Here is a 24,012-nt window from a genome sequence, read left to right as displayed (position 1 = left end):
GCGCGAGCCCCGTCTTTGCCCCGGACCCCGTGCGACCTCGCCGCAGACGCCCCTTCGGGGCCCTCGCCGCAGGGGCCGCCGTGGCTGTGGTGGTCGGCACGGCGGCCTTCACCGGCGGACTGCTCGGCGGCGACAGCGAGGACGAGGCGCTTCCGGAAGCCACCACGAGCGTCGCTGACACCGAGGACGAACCGGCCGCGTCGGTGGCCCCCTCCCCCTCCGCGTCGCCCAGCGCCTCCCGCGCCCCGTCCCCGTCGGCCACCCGGCCCTCCTCCCCCAGCGCCTCCGCCTCGCCGGAGAAGAGCCGGGAGCCCTCCCCGACCGCCACCGCGTCCGCGTCGCCGACGACGAGCGCGCCGTCCGCCCCGGACAGCGGCGGCCCGGCTCCGACCCCGTCGCCACCCGCCCCGCCCGCGGAACTGGCCGACTCCACACTGCGGCCCGGCGACCGGGGACCGGAGGTGGCCGAGCTGCAGAAGCGGCTCAGAGGGGTGGGCCGATGGCTCTATCCGGGGCCGCTCGACGCCCACTACAACGACCAGGTGCGGAACGCCGTGGCGCTCTACCAGTCGTACAAAGCGATCGGCGGCGATCCGGTCGGCGTGTACGGCCCGGAAACGCGAAGCGTGCTGGAGGCGGAGCCGAACGGACGCGAACATCGCTGACCGGTGGCGCCGGGCACGCGACACCGCCGACCGGACGGGCGGCCGGGCATGCGGCACCCCGGCCCCGGGGAACGGCCGGGCAAGGGATTGGCGTTCCGGCCCCGGTTTTTGTATCGTGATGGAACAAAGTAGCTCCCGCCCGCACTCCCTGACCGGCGGGCGGGGGTTGCTCTGTTCCCGCACACCTAGCACCGCCCCGCCCCCTCACAGCCCACCCCTCCCCAGCCCGCGCACGCCACGCACCGCAGGGCGCGCCGCGGCACGCACCGCCCGGGCTGTGCGTACACCTCCCCGCGTTCTGGAGCAGCCGATGCCGGCCACCGTCCTCACCTCACACGCCCTCCTCCTCGACATGGACGGCACCCTCGTGAACTCGGACGCCGTGGTGGAGCGCTGCTGGCGGCGCTGGGCGATCGAACACGGACTGGACCCCGAGGCCGCGCTCAAGGTGGTGCACGGCCGCCAGGGTTACGCCACGATGGCCGTCCTGCTCCCGGACCGCCCGATGGAGGAGAACCACGCGGACAACCGGGTGATGCTCGCCGAGGAGACCGCCGACGTCGAGGGCGTCGTTCCGATCGGCGGGGCTCCGGCGTTCATGGCCGCGATCGCCGGGTTGCCGCACGCGCTGGTGACCTCCGCCGACGCCGCGCTCGCGACGGCCCGGATGGGCGCGGCCGCACTGCCGATGCCCGCCGTCCGTGTCACCGCCGAGCAGGTCGGCGCCAGCAAGCCGGACCCCGAGGGCTTCCTCAAGGGTGCGGCGGAGCTGGGCTTCGACGCGGCGGACTGCATCGTGTTCGAGGACTCCGAGGCGGGCATCGCGGCGGGCCGGGCGGCCGGAATGCGCGTCGTGGGCGTCGGCCCGCGCGCCGCGTCCCTCGCACCGGACGCCCACGTCGAGGACCTGACGCGGGTACGGGTGGAGGCGGCCGGAGACGGTTCGATCCGCCTGCACATCAACGAAGCCTGAGCAGCCGCCCCTGCCGCCGGGCTTCCTCCCCGGCCCCCTCGGGACCTGATTCCCACCTCGGGCCGAGGGGCGCGGACGAGCCGATCACGGGCGGCCACCGACCACCTCGCACCCGGCGTTCCGGGACCCGCGCCCCCGGGTCCCGGCGCCCCCGTACACGCACCCGGACCCGACGCTCAGCCCCGACGCGCGCTCAGTCGCTGCACCCGGCCCGGCACCTGGCCCCGACACCCGATGCCGACACGGGCCGGGCACTCAGCCCCGGTGCAGCCGCCCGCGCGCGACCAGCTCCAGGACCGTCGCGACGGCCACGACCTGGACGGCCATGAGCGCCACCAGGACGAACAGTTGGACGGCTCCCGCCTCCACGGGTGAGGCGCCACCCAGCAGCATGCCGACGAACGCCCCCGGCAAGGTGACGAGCCCGACCGTCCGGGTCTGATCGAGCCCGGGCAGCAACGCGTCCGACGCCGCCGGCCGCACGATCTCCAGCCGGGCGTCCCGGTCGAGCAGTCCGAGAGCCATGCCCGCCTCCACCTCCCCGCGCCTGCCGGTGAGTTCGTCCAGGGCGCGCCGCCCGCCGAGCACGGTCGCGGTGAGCGCCCCGCCGATGAGGATGCCCGCCACCGGGATGAGCGCCAGGCCGTGGACCGGCACGAGCCCCGTGAGCAGCAGCACCCCCACCACGGGCAGCACGCCTGCCCCGATCGGCACGGCCGCCCAGCGCCAGGTGCGGTTGCCGGTGATCCGGCGCCCCGCGGTCCACACCGCCACGGCGAACATCAGCGCCACGAATCCGAGGAGCGGCGCCAGGGAGCGGACCACCCAGCCGATGATGAGGGATACGGCGGCGAGTTGGACCGCCGCCCGCACCCCGGCGACGAGGATCTCGCGCGACCGGCCCAGCGAGGCCCACGCGGCGACGGCGGCGGCGAGGACCAACAGGAGGGCGAGGACGATGCCGAGGGTGAGGGAGACCGGAAGCAGCACGCGGCAACGATAGAACCGCGACCCACCGCCCGGCCCCCCGGACACCCGCTGCACCGCGACACCGCCGACCCCCTCCTCACCCCCGCAGCCCGTCCACCCTCCGGCACGCCCACACGCACCCACCGGGGCCCGCCCGGGAGTACGGCCGGGAGTACGGCCGGGAGTACGGCCGCTGCGTGGCCGGGGGTGCGGCCGCTGCGTGGCCGGGGGTGCGGCCGCTGCGTGGCCGGGGGTGCGGCCGCTGCGTGGCCGGGGGTGCGGCCGCTGCGTGGCCGGGGAATGCGGCCGGGGAATGCGGCCGGTGCGTGGCCGGGAGGTGCGGCCGGGGGGCGCGACCGGGAGCGCGAGCGCCCCCACAGCGCTGACGGGCGTTCAACACCGCCCGGACGAGGCTCGCCTGACCGATCCGAGCGCTCCCGCGATCCATCACTCCCCTCGCACACCCCTTGATGTGACGTGCACATGTCGTCACCCTGTTACCTGGTGCCCACCCCACGGAAACCTGGCACCTCCACGCTGACCGGGCTGCACTCGTCGCCCACTCAAGCACCCCCACACCAAGGGAGTTCGCATGTACGGTGTCTACGCGCGTCGCCTCTCCGCCGGCGCAGCAACCGCCGCCCTCGCCGCCACTTCCATCCTCTTCACCGCCCCGAGCGCGCAGGCCGCCATGCCCACCCCGGTCAGCGCGGCGACCGCACGCACCTACCTTGGACAGCTCACCGTCGGCGCCGAGGGCTCCTCCAGCGGCTACAGCCGCGACAAGTTCCCGCACTGGGTCACCCAGTCGGGATCCTGCAACACCCGCGAGGTCGTCCTCAAGCGCGACGGCACGAACGTCCAACAGGACTCCTCCTGCGCCGCGGTCAGCGGCAGGTGGTACTCGCCCTACGACGGCGCCACCTGGAGCGCCGCGTCCGACGTGGACATCGACCACATGATCCCGCTCGCCGAGGCATGGCGCTCCGGCGCGAGCAGCTGGCCCAATGCCCAGCGCCAGGCGTTCGCCAACGACCTGTCCCGCCCTCAGCTCATCGCGGTGACCGACAACGTGAACCAGTCCAAGGGCGACAAGGACCCCGCCGAGTGGATGCCGCCGCGGTCCTCGTACACGTGCACCTACGTGCGGGCCTGGGTCCACGTCAAGAAGCACTACAACCTGAGCGTGGACTCCGCCGAGAAGAACGCCCTGCGGTCGGCCCTGAACGGCTGCTGACCACCTGGCGCATCCGATGGCCCCGCAGGAACCCGTGCACCCTCCACCGCCGTTCGGTACGTAAGACGAAGCGAGGGCGGGCCAGCCAAGGACGCGGACAGGACGGAGACGACCTGTCCGCGTCGCCACCCTCCTTCCCCTCCCCCACCCCCTCTGACCGTGCGACCGCTCGCCTATCCGGGCCTTCCAGGTCACCGGTCGATCGCCGATCCGGGCCTTCCAGGTCGCTGCCGCCCCGCCGGGACCGCGCCCGGCGGGGCGGCAGCGCATCGGAAGCGACGACGCCTACGGCTCATGCCTCTCGCGGGCTTCCGACTCCACACTCCGGGAGCCGGAGCTGCTGCAAGCACCCCTGGCCGCCGAAGTGTTTTCGGCCGAGTACGACGGGCACCGCCGTCCGACCACCCACCCACCCCGACCCCTCCGACCGGGAACAACGGGTGACGCCCGACACCGAGAGGGCCGGCCCCGGCCCCGGGAAGCGCGCCCGGCCGGACCGGCGGGCCGGGCGGCCCCGGGTCGGCCCCGCCCCGTGCGCGGGCGTACGCGGTCAGCGCAGGACAGGATTCGGCCAGAGCCACCCCTCCGCGCGCCCGACCTGGCGCCCGGAGCGCAGGGCCGTACCTCCGGAGTGCTGCGACCGGTGCGCGGAGGAGCTGCCGCGAGAGACGGGGAACGGCCCCGGCCCTCCCGGCGAGGACACACGCCCACTCAGGCGCAGCACATCCCCGGCCACCCCGATCGGACCCCCGTTCCAGCCCCAGCCGACCCTACTGGCGGGCGTACCGACTCGGCCACCAGCCGACGACGCTCCTGTTGCTTGGCCGGAAGTCTGCGCTGACATTGGTACAGGCCAAAGCGGGCGATCAGGGGGCCCAGTTCGAGACGGCTCTGGAGCGTGCGCCACTCCTGCGAGTACGGCGATTTTCGGCCACTCGATGGAATGTTGAAGTTGCAAGTACTGATGAGGTTTCCCTAACCTGAGGCGCCCCGGTTCGGTTCACGTCCCCACCACGACCGAAGGAGCTCCCCCCATGCTCAATCGCCTGAACCAGGCACAGCCCTACGCGCTCAGCCTCTTCCGCTTCGTCGTCGGCCTCCTCTTCGCCCTGCACGGCGCCGCCACGCTCTTCGGAGTGATCGGAGGCACCCGGGCGGAGACCGGGGCCTGGCCCGGCTGGTACGCCGCACTGATCCAGCTGGTCTGCGGCGCTCTGGTCGCCCTCGGCCTCGGAACCCGCGCGGCGGCCCTCCTCGCCTCCGGATCGATGGCCTACGCGTACTTCAAGGTGCACCAGCCCGAGGCGTTCCTGCCGATCGAGAACGGCGGCGAGCCGTCGGCGATGTTCTGCTGGGCCTTCCTGCTGCTGGTCTTCACGGGCCCGGGAGCCGTGGCCCTGGACCGCTTCTTCGGTTCGCGGAACACTGCGGCCACCTCCGAGGGCGCACCGCGGCCCGACCAGACCCCGGCCGTCCCGGTCTGACCGGCCGTCCCGGTCTGACCAGCCCTCTCGGCCTGACCGGCCGTCCATCTGCACACCCCGGACTTCACGGGGAGGCAGCGGCGCGCGCTGCTTCCCCCGCACGCCCCCGCACGGGGGAAGCAGCACCTTACGCGGCGGTGTCCGCACCCCCGGCCGTGCGCGGGGGGTGCGGGACACCGCCGTACTCCGTGACCGTCCGAAGGTGCGGCCTCCGTCACTCCACCGGTCCGGGCGGCCCGAACGGCACCGTGAAGCAGGCCACCCGCTCCCCCGCGCCGCCCTGCCGGTCATGGATGATCACTGACCGCGCCCCGCCCTCGCGGAATCCCCAGTCGTGCAGGGCCTCCGCCCGCCCGTCGCCGGCCTCGTCCGTCCGGAAGTCCAGCCACACCTCGTTGTCGGGGTCCGCGGTCGCGGCCGGGCGGTGCTGGTAGTGGGGACCGGCGGCCACGGGATCGGCACCGCAGGGCGAGGTGTGCACGTGCATCCCGTACGCACGGCGGGGCACGAGCCCCCGCAGTCGGACGCCGACCCGAGTGGCGGACGGGCCCGCGAGCTGGGTGACCTCGATCCGCGCGCCCGCCGGCACCAGCCGGGTGTCGTACGTCAGCGCGTCGGACGGTACGAAGGAGCCGGGCGGGGAGAACACCCCCGCCGCCCGCCTCCACGAGCTGCCGCCCGCGGCGGCGACGTCATCCGTACGGCTCGGGTCTCCCCCACCACCCTGCCTCGGCGCCTGCGCCTGGGTTCCCGGCGTGGACGCGCCGTGCGCCCCGGCCGCTCCGGACGCCGCCCCTTCCGCTCCGTGGGCGACGCCGACGCCGCAGGCCAGGGCCAGCAGGGCGGCCACACCCCCCAGCACGCCCGGAACCCGGCAGACCTTCCGGCCCCGCGCCTCCCCGACGCCCTCGGGTACCGCCATACCCGGACGCGTTCCCGAAATCGGGTGCGCCGGACCCTGCCCCGTACGTAGCATCCATGCCGTCATGCGCTGCTCCTCGCTCGTGCCGGTCGTTCCCCCCGCCTAACGGGCACAAGGCCAGTAGGTGTACGTGACCTGCACAACATCAACCGCCCTGGCCGATGTCCGGAGAACCCTCACGCGTACGCTGTACAGCTGAACCTGCCGCCCCTGCCGCTCCCCTGCGACGTCGCGGCGTTGACACGATCGGGGAGTAGTAGACGGTGCTAGAGAGTGTGGGCGCGCTGACCAGCAGCCCATGGATCTACGCGGTGGTCGCCCTCTCCGTTCTCCTGGACGTCTTCCTGCCCCTGCTGCCCAGCGGCGTTCTCGTCATCACGGCCGCCACCGCGGCGGCGGCGGGCACCACCACCGTCAGCGGTGCCGGTGAGGGCACCGGCGGGCAGGTTCCCTCGCTCGTCGTGCTGATCCTGTGCGCGGCCGCCGCCTCCGTGCTCGGCGACCTCGTCGCCTACCGGCTCGCCTGGCGCGGGGGTGACCGGCTCGACCGGGCGATCGCCCGGTCCCGGCGGCTCACCACGGCGCAGGAACGTCTCGGCGCGGCGTTGAGCCGGGGCGGCGGCGCCCTGGTCATCATCGCCCGGTTCGCTCCCGCCGGCCGCTCCGTCGTCTCCCTCGGCGCGGGCGCCGCCCACCGCAGGAAGCGGGACTTCCTTCCCTGGTCCGCGCTCGCGGGTCTGGCCTGGGCGGGGTACAGCGTGGGACTCGGCTACTTCGGCGGCCGGTGGCTGGGCTCGACGTGGTTCGGCACGGCCGTTTCGGTGCTGGCCCTGTTCGTGGCGGGCGCGCTGGCCGCGTTCGTGGTGAAGCGCCCGGCGACGCGGACCGCGAGGGCGGCCGACGCGGCAACCGGGACGGCGACAGCGGAGACGGCGGCGATGGAGGGGGCGGCACCGGCCGCCGGTGCCGGAGCCGCCTGGGAAGCCGGAGCCGGAACCGCCTCCACGGCAGCGGCGCCGACTACGCCACCGCCGGCGGCCGTACCGTCGCCCGCACCTGCTCCCGTCAGCGCTCCGTCGAACGCGCCGGCTGCCCTCGGGGGCCCGGGGCCGGTGCCGTCCCCCGCGCCGGTCACCCCCTGAGCAGAGTAGGAGCACCCGCGCCGAGGAGGGTGCGGACGCCCGGTCGCGGGTCTCAGCCTCGGCCCCGTACGGCCGGCCTCAGCCTCGGGCCGCGCCGCGTATCTCCAGGCCGCCGAGCAGCTTCATCGTGGCCGCGGTGATCTCGTCGACGGCCTGGTCGAACACCTCCCGGTTGTGCGCGGCGGGCGCACGGAACCCCGAGACCTTGCGTACGTACTGAAGGGCGGCGGCCCGCATGTCCTCCTCGGTGGCCTCTTCGGGGAGGGCGGGCGGGCGGAGCGTCTTGATGCTGCGGCACATGACTCCAGTGTGGACCGCCCCACTGACAACGGACACCCGTCCCGCCGCCGGCCTGGCCGCGAGGCCGGTTCGCCCGGTCAGTGTCCCGGCGCCCGCCCGCCCATGCGCCCGCCCGCTCACCCACCTGTCCGACGTTCAACTGCTCCGTGCCAGGTCGTTCGGGTTCGACCGGTCGGTGCACAGGGCCCAGATGACGAAGACGTCGATAGCGATGGTGACGATGGCCCAGACCGGGGTGTAGGGGAGCCACATGAAGTTGGCGACGAGGTTCAAGGAGGCGAGGACGACGCCCGCGCCGCGGGCCCACGTCGCGCCCTTGAGGATGCCCCAGCCCACGAGGACGAGGATCACGCCGAGCACGAGGTGAATCCAGCCCCACGAGGTCACACTGAATTTGAAGACGTAGTCGTTGATCCGCGTATAGACATCGTTCGAGGCGATCCCCGCGATGCCCTTCAGCACTCCGAGGACACCGTCCACGAAGAGCAGGACACCGGCGAACACCGTTCCCCCGGCCGCCCACGGACTCCCGGAGCCGCCGCCGGGGCGCGGCGGATCCGTGGGGCGCGGAGCATCGGGTGCGGGGGCGTTGGGATGCGACATGGAGACTCCTTGGCCGGAGCAGACGCCGGGCGCCTGCTGTCCTGACCTGCTCCGGGGTATGCGGGCAGATCTGCTCCGACATTCCTCGCGGCCTGGGGGCACGGCCACCCGGACGCATCCGTTGGAGTGACCTGTCACGGCGTGCTGACCGCGATGAGACACCCCTGGGCATCGACGGCGAGGGTCCCGCGCTCGACGCGGTTGACCAGAACGACGCCGGCCCGCACGATCCCCCACGCCAAGCGCGGGAAGACGGTGGGAATGGTGTGCGGCACCTGGTTCACCGGCTGCCCGGTACCCCGGCACCACCCGGCTTGGGGAGCGCGACTCGACACGCCGGCCGCCGGCGATGCGCCGGCTGCCGACCCAGCCCAGGATCAGAGCCCCAGTCCGGGATCAGAGTCCGACGCGCCGCGTCGGGCGGCCGCCCCTCGGCCGTGTGACAGCCGGGCGGCGGTTCGATCGAGACACTCTCGCGTGCCGTACGACGCCGCCGCCGCACAGGATCACTCCCAGGTGTCGAGGTCGCCGCCGCGCCATTCGATGAGCCCGGGCCGGTCCAGCTCGACGACCTTGTCGGGCCCCGGGGCGAATCCCTCGGCCCGCAGCAGCGCGGCCACCTCGCCCCGCCCGTGCGCCAGGCCCACGATCCGCCCGTGCACGGTGACCCGCCGCCCTCCGGTGGCGGAAGGCGGGTAGACGATCACGGGCGGGTGCTCGGCCATGCCTCCACGGTGCCCCGGGCACCGTCCCCGCGCATCCCGGGGGAGCGAGCTGCCCCGGCCGGCCCTCACCGGGCGGAACCGTCCGAGCACGGCCCGGCGTCCCCGCAGACGTTCGTACGATCATGAACCGCGACGGAGGTCCCGCCCATGCCGGCAACGGCTGACCGCTACCTGTACCTCACACGGCACGGCCATGCCATTGCCGACGAGAGCACACTGACGGAGGCCGGTCGCCGACAGGCCGACCTGCTCGGGAAGCGGCTTCGAGAGGCGCCCATCACGGCGATCCACCACGGCCCGCTCACCCGGGCCGAGCAGACCGCCCGGCTGATCGGCGAGCGACTGGCGGGGGTCCCCCTGGTGCCCTCCGAACCGGCCGGCGACTACATCCCGTACCTGCCACGGCGCCAGGAGCTGCCGCCGGAGTCGGCCGACGAGACGCTGTCCCGGCTGGCCGGGTTCCCGGCTGCGGAACGCGAACGGGGTCCCGGGCTGGCGCAGGAGGCCCTCGCGCGGTTCACCGGCACGGTCGAGGGCGACGAACCCCGCCACGAACTCCTCGTCACCCACAACTTCCTCATCGGCTGGCTCGTCCGGGCCGCGCTGGACGCTCCGAAGTGGCGCTGGCTGGGCATCAACCACGCCAACGCCGCGCTGACGGTGATCCGTTACGCCCCCGGCCGCACCCCGGCCCTGCTCCTGTTCAACGACACCGGCCACCTGCCCGCCGATCTCCGCTGGACCGGATTCCCGCCCGAGCTGCACGTCTAGAGCGTGTGCCAGGAGGGGAACACGCCACGGTCGAGGGCAAGCGACACGGCACGGGACGAGACGCACAGACGGGTACGCACACCAGGGGCGGCAGCGGATTCCCTCCAACATCAAGACCGCGTGGCCCCGTTCCGGCAGAATCGGCATCAAGGGGAAGCCCTCGACGGAAACCGTCCCGCCAGCAAGGAGAACACCGTGACCGTCAAGTCCACGGACGCCGCAGCGAGTTCGGCAACCGGCACGCCCGACCCCGCCGAGGCGACCCGGGCCGTCGTCGGGGAGTTCCTCGCCGCGCGGCAGGCCGGGGACACCGCGCGACTCACCGAGCTCTTCGCCGACGAGGTCGACTGGCTGCTGGCCGAGAACCCGACCGTCCCGTGGATTCGCCCCCGGTCCACGGCGGCCGAATGCGCCGCCCAGTTCGTCGAGTTGATGGAGCACACCGTGCCCGAGGACGCGCGAGCTTCCGTCGACACCTTCCTCGTGGACGGCGTCGACGCCGTCCTGATGGGCCACTTGTCGGGGACCGTACGCGCGACCGGCAGGTCCTTCGAGGGGCCGTTCGCGCTCCGCCTCAGCGTCGAGGGCGGCCGGATCACCCGGCATCACCTGTACGAGAACAGCCTGTCGATCGCCGAGGCCATGCGTGATCGCACGCCGTGATCAGCGGAGCCGGTCCGCGCGCCTCCGCCGCGCCAGGTGGACCGCCGCCACGATCGTCAACACCAGGAAGAACAGCGAGGCCACGCCCGACAACACCGTCAGCGCCGCCGCCCCGCCACCGCCCACGTCGGCCTGGCGGGCGACCACCCGAGGATTGTCCGGCTGGTACCGGACCGTCAGCCGAGTGCCGACCGCGCTCTTGCCGCCGCCGCTGCCCACCGGCAGATCCGCCACCACGGTCCGCCCACCGGCCTCGAACCTGACCTGGCATTGGCCCGCCAGACATGCCCCGCTCGTGTGCAACGTCGCCTGGGCCCGCTCGCCGCTGCGGAGGGAGACCAGGTGCCGAGCCGCGGGAAGCATGACCAGAGCCGACAGCGCGGCCAGGAGCAGCGCGAGCCCCAGCGACGCCACCAGAGCCGTTCGAGGCCCCAGGTCGCCGGCTCCCGAGTGCGACGGATGACTTCCGAAGACACTCTTGTTCGCCGCGCTGTCCAGTTCTCTCGCCATCCGCTTCCGCCCGTTCCGGGTGATACACCACATCCGACACCTGGACCGATCCTCGTGGCCCCTGGTGCTGAGCAGGCTAAAACGTCCACGGCGTCGGAATCATGGCCCGATGTCGGCACATCGGACACGGCCTGACTGCCTGCTGTCGGCAACGAACCCCGGCGGAGACCTCACGCCCCGTGCCATTCGGCGGACCGCCGCCCGGCGGTGGATGACCACGCCTCATCGGCGGTCCGGCACCAGATGTCAAAGACCCCCGGCCATGATCGGCCGGGGGTCTTCGCACTGGTGGGCGCGGACGGTTTCGAACCGCCGACATCTGCTTTGTAAGAGCAGCGCTCTACCCCTGAGCTACGCACCCGTGGATGAGGCAACAGCGTACATGGGCCGGGGCCCCTGCTCATAAACCGTGCTCGGGCGGGGCCCCGGCCCTCTTCCGCCGGGCCCGGGCCGGGGCCAGGCCCGGGCCCCGAGTCGGACCGGGGGCGGGGGCAGGGGCGGAAGGATCGGACCCAAGGCGGGTCGGGCCGGGTGTGGAGCCGTTCGGGGGCTGGTTCCGGGGGATAACCCCACCACGAGACGGTAGCCGTCCGGATCCCGCCGGAGGCCGGCTGTGCATACGGTTTGAGTGCACCGGCAGCGACGTCCGGTGGCACCGTCCGGCAGCACTCACTGGGGGACCGATCACCGTGGACATCGTTACGAGCGCACCGACCCGCACGCGCCTCAGGGTTCCGGGGCGGGCCCTCGCTCTGGGGGGTGGGGTCGCGTTGCTGGCCCTGGCGCTCACCGGGTGCGGCAGTACGGACGTCGACGGCGCTCCCGTCGAGCGCAAGACGTTCGCCCTGGACGGGAAGACCCTCACCATCGACTCCGAGAACGCCACGGTGGATCTGGTGCCGGCCGACGTGGAGCAGGTCGAGGTGGAGCGGCAGGTCGACGGATGGGTGCTGCTGGGCAGTGGGCCCGACCCCGTCTGGGACATGGCAGGCGACACCCTCACACTCCGGGTGAAGTGCAAGGCGCTGATCAACAACTGCGAGTCCCGGCACCGGGTGAAGGTGCCGCGCGGGGTCGATGTGACGGCATCGTCGGACAACGGGAGGATCAGCGCCACGGGCTTCGACCGCACGCTGGACCTCTCGTCCGACAACGGGGAGATCAACGTCCGGGACTCCAGTGGCGCGCTGAAGCTGAAGACCGACAACGGGGAAGTGCGGGCGGACCGGATCTCCGCCTCTTCCGTGGTCGCCCGCGCCGACAACGGGGAGATACGGCTGGGCTTCAGCTCGGTGCCCGACCTCGTGGACACCGTGAGTGACAACGGGGGCATCACCATCGATCTGCCGCCCGGCGGGCAGGAGTACGCGGTGAACGCCTCCGCCGACAACGGGGACGTCTCGATCGGGGTGCCGCGCGGCGACGACAGCGCTCATGTGGTGAAGGCCCGCAGTGACAACGGCCAAGTCACTGTTCGAAGCGCGAACTAACCGGCCCGTGTGTTCGTCCTTACCTGGTGGGAGAATGTACCGGGCAGGGCGAAGCGGCACGGGAGAGGGATGTGACGGCGACACACGCGCGGCCGGAGGCAGGAGCGGGTGGGAGTTCCGCCGTTCGGAGTGGTCAGAGCCTGAGGGGGGAGCACGCCCCCGGCGGGGCGGCACGGATCGCGGGCGGCCGGCGCGGCTCCGGCGGCCGGGATCTCCTGGCACTCATGCTGCTGCCCGTGCCGCTGGTGCTCGCCGTGCTGCCCGCCTCCTTCGCAGGTGGCGGTACGCGCCGGTGGTTCGGCGGGCGCGGGGAGAACGAGCGGGCCGAGGCCCAGGCCGCGAAGGACGCCGCCGCCGAGGCTTTCTACGAGCTGGACAGCGCTCAGCGTGATCTCAGGATCTCCATCGAGACCATCAGCGCCGTGGACAGTTCCCCGCGCGGACGCAGGGCCTCCGAGGACTTCGCGGCGCTCGGCCGTCGTATCGACGAGGTCAGCCACACCTACATCACCGCCGTCGACAGCCATGACCTGGACCGGGACGATCTGGAGCCCGCCGCCGCCTCGCGGGCCCGCACCGAGCTGACCCGGGCCAAGGACGACCTCGTACGGGTCAAGGGCGAGCTGGACCGCTTCGCTCAAGGGCTCGGGCCCCTGCTGGGCAGTGCGGAGACGCAGCTCGCCCGCCTCGCCCCCGCCGTCGAGCGGGCCCGCCAGGCTCTGCTGGGAGCGAGCAACGCCCTCGACGGCGCCCGGGCCGCGGGGCTGCGGGCCGACGAGCTCGCCGCCCGGCTCGCCGCGCTCGCCCCGGAGCTGACCAAGCTGAACCAGGGCGCGGGGAAGCACGGCGTCCCGGAGACCCTCCGGCGGGCCGATGTGGTGCTCCGCGACGCCGAGGCCCTGCGCACCGAGGCGGAGCGGCTGCCCGAGCGGGCCGCCGAGATCGACCGGAGGCTCGTCTCCCTGCGGACCCGCGCCCAGGCTCTGACGACACGGGCGGGTGCGGTGGAGCCGGTGCTCAGCGAGTTGCGGCGGCGTTTCTCGGCCGCCTGCTGGCAGGACCTCCAGCCTGTTCCGGAGCAGGCCGCCGTGAATGTGGCGCAGGCCGAGGGCAAGCTCGCCGAGGCGGCGCAGGCGCGCGACGAGCAGCGCTGGGCGGACGCCACGTCCCGGCTGAGCACGGTCCGCGCCCTGCTCAACGCGACGGACGAGGCGGTTTCCGCCGCCGGGGACCGGCTGCAGCTGTTGAACGCCGTAGCGAAGGACCCTCAGCAGGAGATCGAGCGGACGCGGTTCGCGGTGCGGGACGCCCAGCGCCTCGCCATGGCCGGCCGGCACACTCCGGAGCCCCGGCACGCCCGGCCGCTGGACGACTCCGTGGCCCGGCTGGAGCGCGCCATCGCCGGTCTGGAGGGGCGTCACCCCGACTACTGGCACTTTCTGACCGAGACGGAGGCCGTGCGGCAGACCGCCGCCCGGGTCGTCTCCGACATCCGCGAGGAGCGCGGCGCGGGCGCCTGAGCCTCACGGATGTCAGCCGACGCGCGCGGCTCGCATGGCACACCCATTGCCCGAGCCCGGCACCCCACGACCAGCGCCCGGTGCGACGATGCCGCACGTCCAACGCCCACTGCCCGGTGCGACAAATGCCCAGTGCGACGATGCCCCACATCCGGTGCCCGGTGCGACGATGCCCGGTGCCCGAGTCCGATGCCCCGGCGCCCCGCTTACCTGCCCCCGGCCGCCTCACGCCCCGCGTACCCGCCCCGGGCGCCCCGCGTACCCGCCGCCCCGGCCGCCTCGAAACCGGATGCCTGCCGCCCAAGTGCGCTGCCTCCCTGCCGGAGCCCCGGGCGCAAGGGGGCGTAGCTCTCGGACCGCGATGGCTTTAGCCTGAGCCCATGCCTCGTTACGAATTCCGCTGCCGCACCTGCGGAGACACGTTCGAACTCAGCCGTCCCATGGCCCGGTCCTCGGACCCCGCCTCCTGCCCCGCCGGACACGACGACACCGTCAAGCTGCTGTCCGCCGTCGCCGTGGGCGGCGCCGCTGGATCCGCTCCCGCGCAGTCCGGCGGTGGCGGCGGCGGCTGCTGCGGGGGCGGGTGCTGCGGCTGAGCCCGGCGGCACCGGCACCGGCGCCGCGAGCCGTTCGCTACCTCTTGCGGGAGAGTGTCAGGCCGTCCGAGACCGTCAGCATCACGCTGTCCATCCGGGCGTCGGCGCTCACGTGGTCGTTGAAATCCCTGATCGCCGCCGTCGGGCCGGTCGCCCCCGGGTCGGTGACTCCGCCGTGGAAGAGCACGTTGTCCGTGACGATGACCCCGCCCGGCCGCATCCGGGGCACCAGCTCCTCCCAGTACGCGATGTAGCCGCCCTTGTCCGCGTCGAGGTAGGCGAGGTCGATGTGCGGCTCGGCGGGCATCGCGCGCAAGGTTTCCAGCGCCGGGGCGATGCGCAGGTCGATCCGGTCCGCGACGCCCGCCCTGGCCCATGCCTCACGGCCGTACGCCGTCCACTCCTCCGAGATGTCGCAGGCGATCAGCGTGCCGTCGGCGGGCAGCGCCCGGGCCATCGCCAGGGCGCTGAACCCGGTGAACGTACCGACCTCCACCACGTGCCGGGCGCCGACCAGGCGGACGAGGAAGGCGAGCAGCGGGGCCTGCTCCTCGGCGGACTGCATGCCCGCGTGGTCGGGGAAGCGTGCGTACGTGGTGTCCACCAGCTGGCGCTGGACCGGGTCCAGCGGCGGGTTGTGGGCCAGCATGTACGCGTACAGCTCGTCCGTGATCGCGGTGTCGTTGCCCTTGGTCATCCGGCTGCGCTTCCCTCGGTTCCGTGGCGCGGCGGCCGTCCGCCGCGCCGTCCGTCCAGCCTCGCGCAACCGCGGCCCTCACGCGGAGGAAGCTGCCAGGAACCGGCGCAGGATCTCCTCCCCCGCCGCCCCGCCGCGCTCCTCCAGGGCCACCACGTGCGGAGCCCGCCAGCCCTCGTCGGCCAGTTCGCCGTGGCCGGGACGCCAGCCGAGGTCGGCGGCGAGCAGCAGGTCGGCGTCGAGGAGGGAGTCCCCCGCGGCGAGCGTGCGCGTGGCGCCGGTGCGGCGGGCGACCTCGCGCATCGCGGCGCTCTTGGTGAGCGGCGCCGGGACCGTGTAGATCTTGCGGCCCTGGAGGGAGACCGTCCAGCCGCGCGGGCGGGCCCAGGCGGCAAGCTCCTTCACCCACTCCTCGGGCAGCAGGGAGCGTTCGACGACGAGGTAGGCGAAGAGGTCCTCGGCGACGCGTTCCTTGAGGAGCCAGGCCGGGTCGGCGGTGGTCGCGAGGTGGGCGCGGATCTCGGTGAGCGGGGCGCACTCCTGCGCGATGCGGTCCTCCACCCGCCGCTGCCAGTCCCGGTCGGAGACTCCGTCGACGAGGATGTGCCCGCCGTTGGCGCAGATCGCGTACCGGGCGGCGGGGCCGGGGAGGTGGATGCGCCCGTACTGCTCACGGGTGCGGGTGGTGGTCGGCACGAAGACCGTGGAGCCCGCCACCTCGGCGAGGAGTGCGGCGGCCGTCTCCGTCATGTACGAGAGGGGCTTGTGGCCGTACACCTCCACGCACAGGAGCCGGGGGGCTTCCGCGTCCGGCATCGCCAGGCCGAGCGCGGCGGCCGAGTAGATGAGGGTGCGGTCGAGGTCGCTCGCCACCAGGGTGGCCGGGGTGGTCGTGGTCATGCGCCCCGCACCGCCTTGCCGTCCGCGCCCGTCGCGCCGCGCGTGAACCGGGGGTGGATCAGCCCGACACAGCTGTACGGGAGGTCGTCGACCTCCTCGACCGGGACGCCTCGCTGTTCGGCCAGCAGCCGGATGTGCTCCAGGTCCGCGCCCGCGCCCCGCTTGGCGAGGATCTTCCAGGGGACCCGGCGGAGCAGGACCCGGGTGGTCTCGCCGACGCCCGGCTTGACCAGGTTGACGTCGTGGATGCCGTATTCCTCGCTGATCCGCTCGACGGCGGCCCAGCCCTCCCAGGTCGGGGCGCGGTCTGCGGCGAGCAGTTCCTTGGCCTCGGCGTCGACGCGGCCGGCCACCTCGTCGTAGCGGGCGGTCACCGCGGCCAGGAAGTCGCCCGAGACGTCGGATCCGGCCAGTTCGCGGTAGAACTTCCCGCCGTGGAAGTCGTCGGGCCCGACCAGGTCGGCGCGGAGCACCGTACGGGAAATGAGGCCGGAGACCGTGGAGTTGAGGCAGGCCGAGGGGATGAGGAAGTCCTCGCGGGTGCCGTACGTCCGTACGCAGCCGCCCGGGTCGGCGAGCACCGCGATCTCCGGATCGAAGCCGGCGGGACCGCCTTCGGTCTCGAACTCCTCTATCGCCGCCGCGAGTTCGCGGGTGATCGCGCCCTTTCCGGTCCAGCCGTCGACGAACACCACGTCGGCCGGGTCGTGATGGGCGGCCAGCCAGCGCAGGGCGGTGGCGTCGATGCCCCGGCCCCGGACGATGGAGATGGCGTAGTGCGGCAGGTCCAGGCCGTGCCGGTGCTGGGCCCAGCGGCGCATCAGCACCCCGACCGGGGTTCCGGCGCGGGCGAGCGAGACGAGCACGGGGCGGGGGCCGCGTTCGGCGAGGACCGTCTCGGTGACGGTGCCGACGGCGCGGGCGATGCGCGCGGCGGAGGTCTCCAGGGCCGCGGTGAACAGGGCCTGGTAGGCGGGGCTCGGCTGGTATTCGACGGGCAGTGACTCGGCGTAGTGCGCGCCGCCGCTCTGGATCGCCTCCTCGCGCTCCTCGGTGGGCGCTTCCAGCTCGGTGTCCGAGAGGTCCTGGAGCAGCCAGCCGACGTCCTCCGGTGCGTAACTGGAGAAGTCGGGGCCTCGGAGGGGCTCGGGCAGCACGGCGGGCTCCTGCCGTTCGGGGGCGGATGCGGGGGTGCGGGTTACGCCGGCGGGGTCGGCCGCGGCCGGGACGTACGAGGGGAGGACGGCGAGGAGCACGTGGCCGGTGTGCTCGGCGAGGCGGGCCAACAGCCCGTCGTGGGCGTGCAGTGCGGGGGTGTCCGCAGCCGAGTCGACGACGGCGACCACCGCGTCGAAGCCGGCGCCCGCCACGTTGTACGCGTACCGGTCGCCGGGGCCGTCGGCCGGGTCGTCGTGGGCCGGGAAGACGAGGCGGGTGCGGATCGCGTAGCCGGGGTCGTCGACGGCCAGGACGGGCGATCGGGTGGTGGTGGAGTAGCGGACCTCGGCGTCGGCTCCCAGCTCGGCCTCCAGGGCGGTGGCGAGGCGCAGCGGGGCGTACATCAGCTCCTCGAAGCCGAGGACGAGGACGCGGGGGCGGTCGCGGCGGGTCGTGCCGCCCAGGGCGTCCGCGATCCGGCCGGCCATGAGCGGGAGGGCGGCTTCGAGGGCCGCCCGGTGGGCCGGGGTGAAGCCGTGCCGGCCGCCGTCGGGGACGCCCGCGGGCCAGCCGACGTCGATCCGGGTGACGGGGGCGGGTTCGGCGCGGTCGACGGTCGGCCCGGCCCCTCCGGCGCTCTCCGCCTGCAATGCCTCCTGGTCCGCGACCAGGGCCTGACCGCGCCCCAGCACGCCGTCCGGCAGGGCGACGGTCCCGGTGCTGCGCGTCACCAGGTCGACGCGGGCGCCGATCTCGGCGGCGAAGGCGGTCAGCCGGTCGCGGTCGTCGGCCGAGCGCATGTCGACGAGGGCGACGATGACGTACCGCTCGCGCGGGTGCAGGGCGTGCAGGGCGCGGATGGTGTTGAGGACGGTGTTGCCGGTGGAGAACTCGTCGTCGACCAGGACCAGCGCGGAGGCGCCGGCGCCGGTTGGGCCGCTCGCCAGCAGGGAGCGGTCCTCCGGCAGCAGCAGGTGCGAGGTGGCGTGCGAGTGGGACTCCTCGAAGCCGCCCGCCGGCTCGACGCCCGCCACCGGTCGCCGGGTGGAGTGGAGGTACGGGGCGTCCCGCAGGCCGTCCGCGACGGCGTGGCCCAGACCGGTGGCCGTCTCCGCGTAGCCGAGGACCACCGCCCGGCGGGCTTCCTGCGCGCCCAGCAGGGCCCGTACCCGCTCACCCAGTTCGAACCCGGCGCCGTGGACGACGGAGGGCCGCTGGGGCACGTGCTTGCCCAGCACGTTGGACACCAGCAGATGCGCCCGCTTGGGGTTGCGCCGCAGGGCCAGGCCCAGCAGTTCCCGCAGGTCTTCGTCGCCTTCGAGGGCGACGCCCAGCCGTTCGGCCACCCAACTGCCCGACCACACCACGTCCACGGTCTCTTCTCTCGTCGCGCGCTCGCTCATCGGCGCGCGCTAGTTCGTCAGGCCGGCGGCCAGCAGGTCCACGAAGCCGACGTCTTCCCTCGCCACCCCGAAGACCTCGGCCCGCTGGAGTGTGCGCTCGGCCCAGGCCCGGTGGGGCTTCACTTCGTTCATCTTGTTCGTGTACGCCGAGCGCAGGACCCCGCCGCCGCCGCGTCCGCGGCTCAGGATGTCCTCGGCGTCGGTGAACTCCTCGTGGCTGACCACGGACAGCGCGTGGACGGGCGCCACGTGCGACGGGTGGATGCAGGTCTTGCCGAGCAGCCCGTTGGCCCGGTCGAGCTCGATCTCCCGGAGCAGTCCGTCGAGGTCGTGTTCGATGAGGGCGGTGCGCAGTTCCTCGGCCCGGCCCTCCAGGAAGGGGCTGCGGCGCAGCTGGGGCTTGAACATGCGCTCCTGGCGGCGGAAGTACTCCCAGACCGGGCCGGTGATGGTGAAGCCGGTGCCGTCGGCCCGGCCGAGCACGTTGACCACGTCGGCGATCACGGAGGCGACGATATGGACGTCGTACGCCGTCATGTCGGGCGCCCGGCGCAGTCCGTAGGCCGAGCAGAAGTCGGTGACGCCGAGGCGCAGGGCGAGGACCCGGTCCCGGTACTTGTCGACACTGCGGGCGATGCCCCGGAGGATTTCGCCGCGCGTCTCCAGGTGGAGCAGCTCGGGGGATTCGAGGACGGGCATGGCGAACAGCCGCCGGCCGCACGCCGCCTCGGCCTCGGTCAGCGCCTCCAGAAAGTGTCGTCCTCGCTCTTCAGTGAATTTGGGAAGTACGAAACCGGACAACATTCGGACCGAGTCGCCGAGGCGCCGCACCAGGTCGGTGATCTGGGCCGGTTCCCGTACCCGGATGAAGAGCAGCGGGATGTCGACGCCCGTCTCGCTCGGGGTGCCGTGCGCCTCGCCCGGGGTGTCGGCCCGGTCATGCGCGGCGGGCGCCGATGCCGCGCCCCGGGAGCCCGATGCCGCTTCCCGGGCCGCCAGCGCGGCGAACTGCCTGATCAGATTGGCTTCGGCGTCGGTGACCTCGGCGTCGTCGATCGAGTCCTCCAGGCACAGCACCATGGAGACGACGCCGCGCCCGGCCTGCTTCAGCACGTCGTCGGCGAGCGCCGGGCGGGTGGCCGGGGAGTAGAGAGTGGCCCCCAGGGCGACGGAGAGCATCCGGGCCGGGGAGTCCGCGGTGAAGGTGCAAGGCTCCCTGAAGAACAGGCCCTGGCGGGCAGTGGGCGATATGTGCCCGAAGTGACGCATGAGTTTCCCCCGAACTGCCTGACCGGCCGAACAATGCATGGCCGGTAATAGTACGTACGGACGGGTGTCAACAGTTCCCCATGTACATGAATTTCCGGTTGCCCGCCTCTTGTCCTCCCTCCTCCCGCGGTGGCGCCGCGCCCTTCCCACGCCGCCGCCGGGCGCGGTCGTGCCGCCCCCCGCGTTGTCCGCACGGGCCCTCAGCAGGCAGGATGACGGTCATGACGCACACGATGCTGAAGGGCTCGAACGTCCCCGTCGATGCCGCGGCCGTCCGGGCCGTGCTGCACTGGACCCCGGGTGCCGGGGTGCCCGACGTGGACGCCTCCGCCCTGCTCCTCGGCGTGTCCGGGCGTGTGCGGTCCGACGAGGACTTCGTCTTCTACAACCAGCCCCGGCACCCCTCCGGCCTGGTCCGGCGGCTGCCGAAGCGCAGTGTGCCGGACGGGCTGACGGACACGGTCGAGGCCGATCTCGGCTCCCTCGACGCGTCCGTGGACCAGGTGGTCATCGCGGCCTCCTCCGACGGGGCCGCCTTCGCACAGGTCCCGGACCTGCGGATACTCCTGTTCGACGCCGCGTCCGCCGAGGGGGAGCCGCTGGCGGTGTTCGATGTCCGGCCGGAGACCGGGGAAGAGACCGCGATCATCTGCGGCGAGCTGTACCGCCGTGGCGAAGGGTGGAAGTTCCGCGCGGTCGGCCAGGGGTATCCCACCGGCCTGATCGGCCTGGCCACCGCCTTCGGCATCTCCGTGGACGAGTCCGAGGCGGTGGACGGGGCGGAGGCGCCCGACGGGCCGGAGGCGCTGAACCGGGCGCACGACCCGGCCGTCGCGGCGGGCGCGGGGCCCCTTCCGGCCGCCGTGCCCCCGCTTCCGCCCGTGCCGCCGGGGCCCGCCCCCGTCGCGCCGGGGCCCGACTCCCAGGCCACGGTCCAGCACCAGCAGCCCGCCTACGGCTATCCGCCTGCGGTCGCACAGCCCGCTGCCGCCGCCGTGGGCCACCAGCCGGCGTACGGCTATCCGCAGCCTGCCGCCCAGCCGCCCGCGTACGGCTACCCCCAGCCCGCGGCGGCCGCCGCGCACGCACCCGACCCCCATTTCCCGCTGCCTCCACAAGGTCCGCAGTTCGTCCGGTCCTGAGCCGCCGGCCACGGTCCGTCGCAGGGCCCGTCCCGGGGGCGGCACGGCTGCCCGGGTTCAGGTCCGGGACTTGTAGCCGCGCCCCCACTGCATGCCGTAGCCGTACAGCCGGTCCAGCTCCGACTGGAAGCCGTACACGAACTTCACCTCACGGCGAACGATCAGCTCGCCCTTGACGTTCTCCACGGTGAACACCGCGCAGGAGCGGGCCTGCGGTGCGCGCTCGTCCAGCTCGATCTCGATGCGCGGGCCGTTGCCCGGATAGAGCGTGATCTTCGCGTGCGTACGGTCGAACGCGGGCGTCCGGTCGTAGATGTAGACGAAGAACAGCAGCCGCTTGATCTGGTCGCGCTGGTCGAGGTTGACGTAGACCGTCTCCCCCGAGGGCGCGCCGAACCGGTCGTCGCCGCTGAGCCGGACGTAGGGCGGGCCGTTGAGGTCGCCGATGAGGTTGCCCAGCGGCTGCACGACCCCCTTGGTGCCGTCCGTCAGCTCGTACATGCAGCCGAGGTCCAGGTCGACGTTGACGACGCCCTGGGTGTGCGCCTGGACCACCTCGGGCTGGAAGAGCTTGAGGGGGTGCCTCAGCCGGCCGCTCTGGCGCGACCGGCCCTCGATGTCGGAGGTCCGCATCCGCCAGGACAGGTTGACCCGGAGGTTGCCCGACAGGGCGCCCTGTTTGTTGAGCGAGATCGTGGCGTTCCGTTTGGACAGCACGACGGCGCTCGACGTCGAGTTGCCCGAGTCGAACTGCGCCGCACGCCCCTGCCACAGGCCGTCGAAGAATCCCATGCCAACCCCCACCTGTTCCGCGCGCCCCGGACATCACCGCGGGGCGGCCACCGGGCCGGTTCCGGGACATCCCGGAGAGCCGTCGCCGTGTGGGCCGCCCCGCATTGAGCGTTCCTCAATCCCCGCCGGGTCACACCCCGGTGGGCACTTCCGCCTTGCTGCCCGAGCTGCCCTCGCCGGATTCCGCGGCCAGCGCGCGGTTGCGCCTGACCGAGGACCAGAAGGAGAGGGCGATCAGGATCACGCCGACCGAGCCGGTGATGAACTCGTTGATCTGGTGCTGGATGGTGATCAGCAGAATGATGGAGAGCGCACCGATCGCGTAGTGCGCGCCGTGCTCCAGGTAGACGTAGTCGTCGAGCGTGCCCTCGCGCACCAGGTAGACGGTGAGCGAACGGACGTACATGGCGCCGATGCCGAGGCCGAGGGCCATCAGCACGATCTCGTTGGTGATGGCGAAGGCGCCGATGACGCCGTCGAAGGAGAACGAGGCGTCCAGGACTTCCAGGTAGAGGAAGAGGAAGAACGCGGCCTTTCCGGCGAGGGCGATCCCGGTGACGGGCTTGCCCTTCTTCTTGGCCTCTTCCTCGGCCTCGTGCTCGCGCTCCTCCTCGTCCTCCAGCTTGCCCTCGAAGAATCCGGAGAGCCCGCCGACGACGAGGTAGGTGATCAGACCGGCGATGCCGGAGAGCATGACCGTGGCCGCCTTGTCGGCGTGCCCGCCACCGTGCTGGTGGGCCTGGGTCGCGAAGGTCGTGGCGGTGATGAGCAGGATGATCAGCGCGACGCAGACCGACAGCATGTCGACCTTGCCGAGCTTGGCGAGCGGACGCTCGATCCAGCGCAGCCAGTGGATGTCACGGTCCTCGTCGAAGACGAAGTCGAGGAAGATCATCAACAGGAACATGCCACCGAAGGCGGCGATCGACGGATGGGCGTCCGTGACCAGTTCCTTGTACCTGTCCGGGTCGTTGAAGGACAGGTCGATGGCCTCGATCGGTCCGAGCTGGGCACTCACGGCCACGATCACGACGGGGAACACCAGTCGCATACCGAAGACGGCGATGAGGATGCCGATGGTGAGGAAGATCTTCTGCCAGAAGGCGTTCATCTTCTTCAGGATTCCGGCGTTGATCACCGCGTTGTCGAAGGACAGCGAGATCTCCAGGACGGACAGGATCGCGACGATGCCGAAAGCCTGCCACCCCCCGTAGAGAACCGCTGCGACCAGGCCGAGCGCGGTGACCGCGAACGACCAGCCGAAGGTTTTCAGTACCACTGGCTACCCCATCGTGTTATGTAACGGGTCTCCCCCGGTGCCTCGGGGCTCCCCCGCGCCGTGCGCGGCGTTATGAAACGTTGACGCCGAAGTCTAGAGCGATGCCGCGCAGGCCGGACGCGTACCCCTGGCCGACTGCACGGAACTTCCACTCGCCGTTGTACCGGTAGAGCTCTCCGAAGATCATCGCGGTCTCCGTCGAGGCGTCCTCGCTCAGGTCGTAGCGGGCCAGTTCCTGGCCGTCGGCCTGGTTGACCACCCGGATGAACGCATTGCTGACCTGGCCGAAAGCCTGACCGCGGCTGTCCGCGTCGTGGATCGAGACCGGGAAGACGATCTTGTCGCAGTGGGCGGGCACCTGGTCGAGGCGGACGATGACGGACTCGTCGTCGCCGTCGCCCTCCCCGGTGAGGTTGTCGCCGGTGTGCTCGACGGAGCCGTCCGGGCTCGTGAGGTTGTTGTAGAAGATGAACCACTCGTCGCCGAGCACCCGGCCCGACTGGCACAGCAGAGCGCTGGCGTCGAGGTCGAACGCGGCCCCTGTGGTGGAGCGCGCGTCCCAGCCGAGCCCGACCAGCACCTGCGTGAGGTCGGGTGCGACCTTGGAGAGGGAGACGTTGCCTCCCTTGGCGAGCGTGACGCCCATGTGTGTCCTCCCCGAGTCGTGTAAAACGCTGCCGGGGGGGGGGGGGGGCCCCGGGGGGGGGGGGGCGGCCCCCCGGGCCGCGGGGGGGGCCGGGGGGGGGCGGGGGCGCCCCCCCCCCCGCCGCGGGGGCCCCCGGGGGGGCCCCCCCCCCGCCCC

25 protein-coding genes and 1 tRNA gene are annotated in these 24,012 nt (G+C 72.9%); 11 read left to right on the top strand and 15 right to left on the bottom strand.

What is annotated here, in order from left to right; genetic code table 11:
- Positions 1-80: 80 nt before the first annotated feature.
- Together ACIQMU_RS16390 and ACIQMU_RS16385 are read left to right on the top strand one after the other, a co-directional pair.
- Positions 81-665: a peptidoglycan-binding protein gene (locus ACIQMU_RS16390; protein ID WP_402689061.1), complete on the top strand. Its 585-nt coding sequence runs from the start codon at positions 81-83 to the stop codon at positions 663-665.
- A 310-nt stretch (positions 666-975) separates the two neighbouring features.
- A complete protein-coding gene (locus tag ACIQMU_RS16385; protein ID WP_352243156.1) occupies positions 976-1,638 on the top strand; it encodes an HAD-IA family hydrolase in 663 nt (220 codons plus the stop codon).
- Positions 1,639-1,893: 255 nt separating this feature from the next.
- Here ACIQMU_RS16385 and ACIQMU_RS16380 read toward each other — a convergent pair whose 3' ends face one another.
- A complete protein-coding gene (locus tag ACIQMU_RS16380; RefSeq protein WP_402689060.1) occupies positions 1,894-2,628 on the bottom strand; it encodes an ABC transporter permease in 735 nt (244 codons plus the stop codon).
- A gap of 571 nt (positions 2,629-3,199) precedes the next feature.
- Here ACIQMU_RS16380 and ACIQMU_RS16375 point away from each other — a divergent pair.
- The gene (locus tag ACIQMU_RS16375) at positions 3,200-3,844 is read left to right on the top strand and encodes an HNH endonuclease family protein (protein ID WP_352243158.1); all 645 of its coding nucleotides are present in this window, start codon (positions 3,200-3,202) and stop codon (positions 3,842-3,844) included.
- 1,034 nt (positions 3,845-4,878) lie between these two features.
- Positions 4,879-5,328: a DoxX family protein gene (locus tag ACIQMU_RS16370; protein ID WP_402689059.1), complete on the top strand. Its 450-nt coding sequence runs from the start codon at positions 4,879-4,881 to the stop codon at positions 5,326-5,328.
- Positions 5,329-5,542: 214 nt separating this feature from the next.
- Here ACIQMU_RS16370 and ACIQMU_RS16365 read toward each other — a convergent pair whose 3' ends face one another.
- Positions 5,543-6,316 (bottom strand): superoxide dismutase family protein, encoded by a 774-nt coding sequence (locus tag ACIQMU_RS16365; protein ID WP_402689058.1) that lies wholly within the window; start codon positions 6,314-6,316, stop codon positions 5,543-5,545.
- A 197-nt stretch (positions 6,317-6,513) separates the two neighbouring features.
- Between ACIQMU_RS16365 and ACIQMU_RS16360 the strand changes: the two genes are divergently transcribed.
- The gene (locus ACIQMU_RS16360) at positions 6,514-7,392 is read left to right on the top strand and encodes a DedA family protein (protein WP_402689057.1); all 879 of its coding nucleotides are present in this window, start codon (positions 6,514-6,516) and stop codon (positions 7,390-7,392) included.
- A 78-nt stretch (positions 7,393-7,470) separates the two neighbouring features.
- Here ACIQMU_RS16360 and ACIQMU_RS16355 read toward each other — a convergent pair whose 3' ends face one another.
- From ACIQMU_RS16355 to ACIQMU_RS16340, 4 genes are all read right to left on the bottom strand, one after another.
- Positions 7,471-7,692, bottom strand: a complete 222-nt coding sequence (locus ACIQMU_RS16355) for a DUF2277 domain-containing protein (RefSeq protein ID WP_352243162.1) — start codon at positions 7,690-7,692, stop codon at positions 7,471-7,473.
- A gap of 135 nt (positions 7,693-7,827) precedes the next feature.
- Entirely contained in the window at positions 7,828-8,295 is a 468-nt protein-coding gene (locus ACIQMU_RS16350) for a hypothetical protein (RefSeq protein WP_402689056.1), read from the bottom strand.
- 134 nt (positions 8,296-8,429) lie between these two features.
- Positions 8,430-8,579 carry a hypothetical protein gene (locus tag ACIQMU_RS16345; RefSeq protein ID WP_352243165.1) on the bottom strand — a complete coding sequence of 50 codons (150 nt, stop codon included), beginning with the start codon at positions 8,577-8,579 and terminating at the stop codon, positions 8,430-8,432.
- Positions 8,580-8,801: 222 nt separating this feature from the next.
- Positions 8,802-9,020 carry a hypothetical protein gene (locus ACIQMU_RS16340; RefSeq protein WP_352243166.1) on the bottom strand — a complete coding sequence of 73 codons (219 nt, stop codon included), beginning with the start codon at positions 9,018-9,020 and terminating at the stop codon, positions 8,802-8,804.
- A gap of 147 nt (positions 9,021-9,167) precedes the next feature.
- Here ACIQMU_RS16340 and ACIQMU_RS16335 point away from each other — a divergent pair, with 147 nt between their 5' ends.
- Together ACIQMU_RS16335 and ACIQMU_RS16330 are read left to right on the top strand one after the other, a co-directional pair.
- Positions 9,168-9,791, top strand: a complete 624-nt coding sequence (locus ACIQMU_RS16335; protein WP_402689055.1) for a histidine phosphatase family protein — start codon at positions 9,168-9,170, stop codon at positions 9,789-9,791.
- A 195-nt stretch (positions 9,792-9,986) separates the two neighbouring features.
- Complete coding sequence (locus ACIQMU_RS16330) at positions 9,987-10,454, top strand: nuclear transport factor 2 family protein (RefSeq protein ID WP_402689054.1); 468 nt, start codon at positions 9,987-9,989, stop codon at positions 10,452-10,454.
- On the opposite strand, the gene ACIQMU_RS16325 is transcribed toward ACIQMU_RS16330, so the two are convergent.
- Positions 10,455-10,868: a DUF3592 domain-containing protein gene (locus tag ACIQMU_RS16325; protein ID WP_402689053.1), complete on the bottom strand. Its 414-nt coding sequence runs from the start codon at positions 10,866-10,868 to the stop codon at positions 10,455-10,457.
- A 382-nt stretch (positions 10,869-11,250) separates the two neighbouring features.
- Positions 11,251-11,325: transfer RNA gene (locus ACIQMU_RS16320), tRNA-Val, on the bottom strand.
- A 328-nt stretch (positions 11,326-11,653) separates the two neighbouring features.
- On the opposite strand from ACIQMU_RS16320, the gene ACIQMU_RS16315 reads away from it, so the two are divergent.
- The 3 genes from ACIQMU_RS16315 (at position 11,654) to ACIQMU_RS16305 (ending at position 14,570) form a co-directional block, all read left to right on the top strand.
- Entirely contained in the window at positions 11,654-12,454 is an 801-nt protein-coding gene (locus tag ACIQMU_RS16315) for a DUF4097 family beta strand repeat-containing protein (RefSeq protein WP_352243170.1), read from the top strand.
- A gap of 71 nt (positions 12,455-12,525) precedes the next feature.
- Positions 12,526-13,974, top strand: coding sequence for a hypothetical protein (locus ACIQMU_RS16310; protein ID WP_402689052.1), 1,449 nt, complete (start codon positions 12,526-12,528; stop codon positions 13,972-13,974).
- Between the two features lie 380 nt (positions 13,975-14,354).
- Entirely contained in the window at positions 14,355-14,570 is a 216-nt protein-coding gene (locus ACIQMU_RS16305; protein WP_352243172.1) for a zinc ribbon domain-containing protein, read from the top strand.
- A gap of 37 nt (positions 14,571-14,607) precedes the next feature.
- On the opposite strand, the gene ACIQMU_RS16300 is transcribed toward ACIQMU_RS16305, so the two are convergent.
- The 4 genes from ACIQMU_RS16300 to ACIQMU_RS16285 all read right to left on the bottom strand — a co-directional run bounded on the left by ACIQMU_RS16300 (position 14,608) and on the right by ACIQMU_RS16285 (position 19,997).
- Entirely contained in the window at positions 14,608-15,267 is a 660-nt protein-coding gene (locus ACIQMU_RS16300; RefSeq protein ID WP_352243173.1) for an O-methyltransferase, read from the bottom strand.
- A 78-nt stretch (positions 15,268-15,345) separates the two neighbouring features.
- Entirely contained in the window at positions 15,346-16,167 is an 822-nt protein-coding gene (locus ACIQMU_RS16295; protein WP_402689051.1) for an HAD family hydrolase, read from the bottom strand.
- Entirely contained in the window at positions 16,164-18,728 is a 2,565-nt protein-coding gene (locus tag ACIQMU_RS16290; protein ID WP_352243175.1) for a phosphoribosyltransferase, read from the bottom strand. Before ACIQMU_RS16290 ends, ACIQMU_RS16295 begins: the two co-directional genes overlap by 4 nt.
- Positions 18,729-18,737: 9 nt before the next feature.
- A complete protein-coding gene (locus ACIQMU_RS16285; protein ID WP_352243176.1) occupies positions 18,738-19,997 on the bottom strand; it encodes an HpcH/HpaI aldolase/citrate lyase family protein in 1,260 nt (419 codons plus the stop codon).
- Positions 19,998-20,209: 212 nt separating this feature from the next.
- Here ACIQMU_RS16285 and ACIQMU_RS16280 point away from each other — a divergent pair, with 212 nt between their 5' ends.
- On the top strand, positions 20,210-21,139 hold the full coding sequence (locus tag ACIQMU_RS16280; RefSeq protein ID WP_402689050.1) for a TerD family protein: 930 nt from the start codon (positions 20,210-20,212) through the stop codon (positions 21,137-21,139).
- Between the two features lie 57 nt (positions 21,140-21,196).
- Here ACIQMU_RS16280 and ACIQMU_RS16275 read toward each other — a convergent pair whose 3' ends face one another.
- The 3 genes from ACIQMU_RS16275 to ACIQMU_RS16265 form a co-directional block, all read right to left on the bottom strand.
- A complete protein-coding gene (locus ACIQMU_RS16275; protein ID WP_352243178.1) occupies positions 21,197-21,931 on the bottom strand; it encodes a Tellurium resistance in 735 nt (244 codons plus the stop codon).
- 130 nt (positions 21,932-22,061) lie between these two features.
- Complete coding sequence (locus ACIQMU_RS16270) at positions 22,062-23,210, bottom strand: DUF475 domain-containing protein (RefSeq protein WP_352243179.1); 1,149 nt, start codon at positions 23,208-23,210, stop codon at positions 22,062-22,064.
- Positions 23,211-23,280: 70 nt separating this feature from the next.
- On the bottom strand, positions 23,281-23,856 hold the full coding sequence (locus tag ACIQMU_RS16265) for a TerD family protein (RefSeq protein ID WP_352243180.1): 576 nt from the start codon (positions 23,854-23,856) through the stop codon (positions 23,281-23,283).
- Between the last annotated feature and the right edge of the window lie 156 nt (positions 23,857-24,012).

The organism is Streptomyces sp. NPDC091649 (assembly GCF_044756785.1).
Taxonomy (GTDB): Bacteria; Actinomycetota; Actinomycetes; order Streptomycetales; family Streptomycetaceae; genus Streptomyces.
Note: the sequence above shows the minus strand (reverse complement) of the source record. Positions and strands in the feature narration are given on the sequence as shown.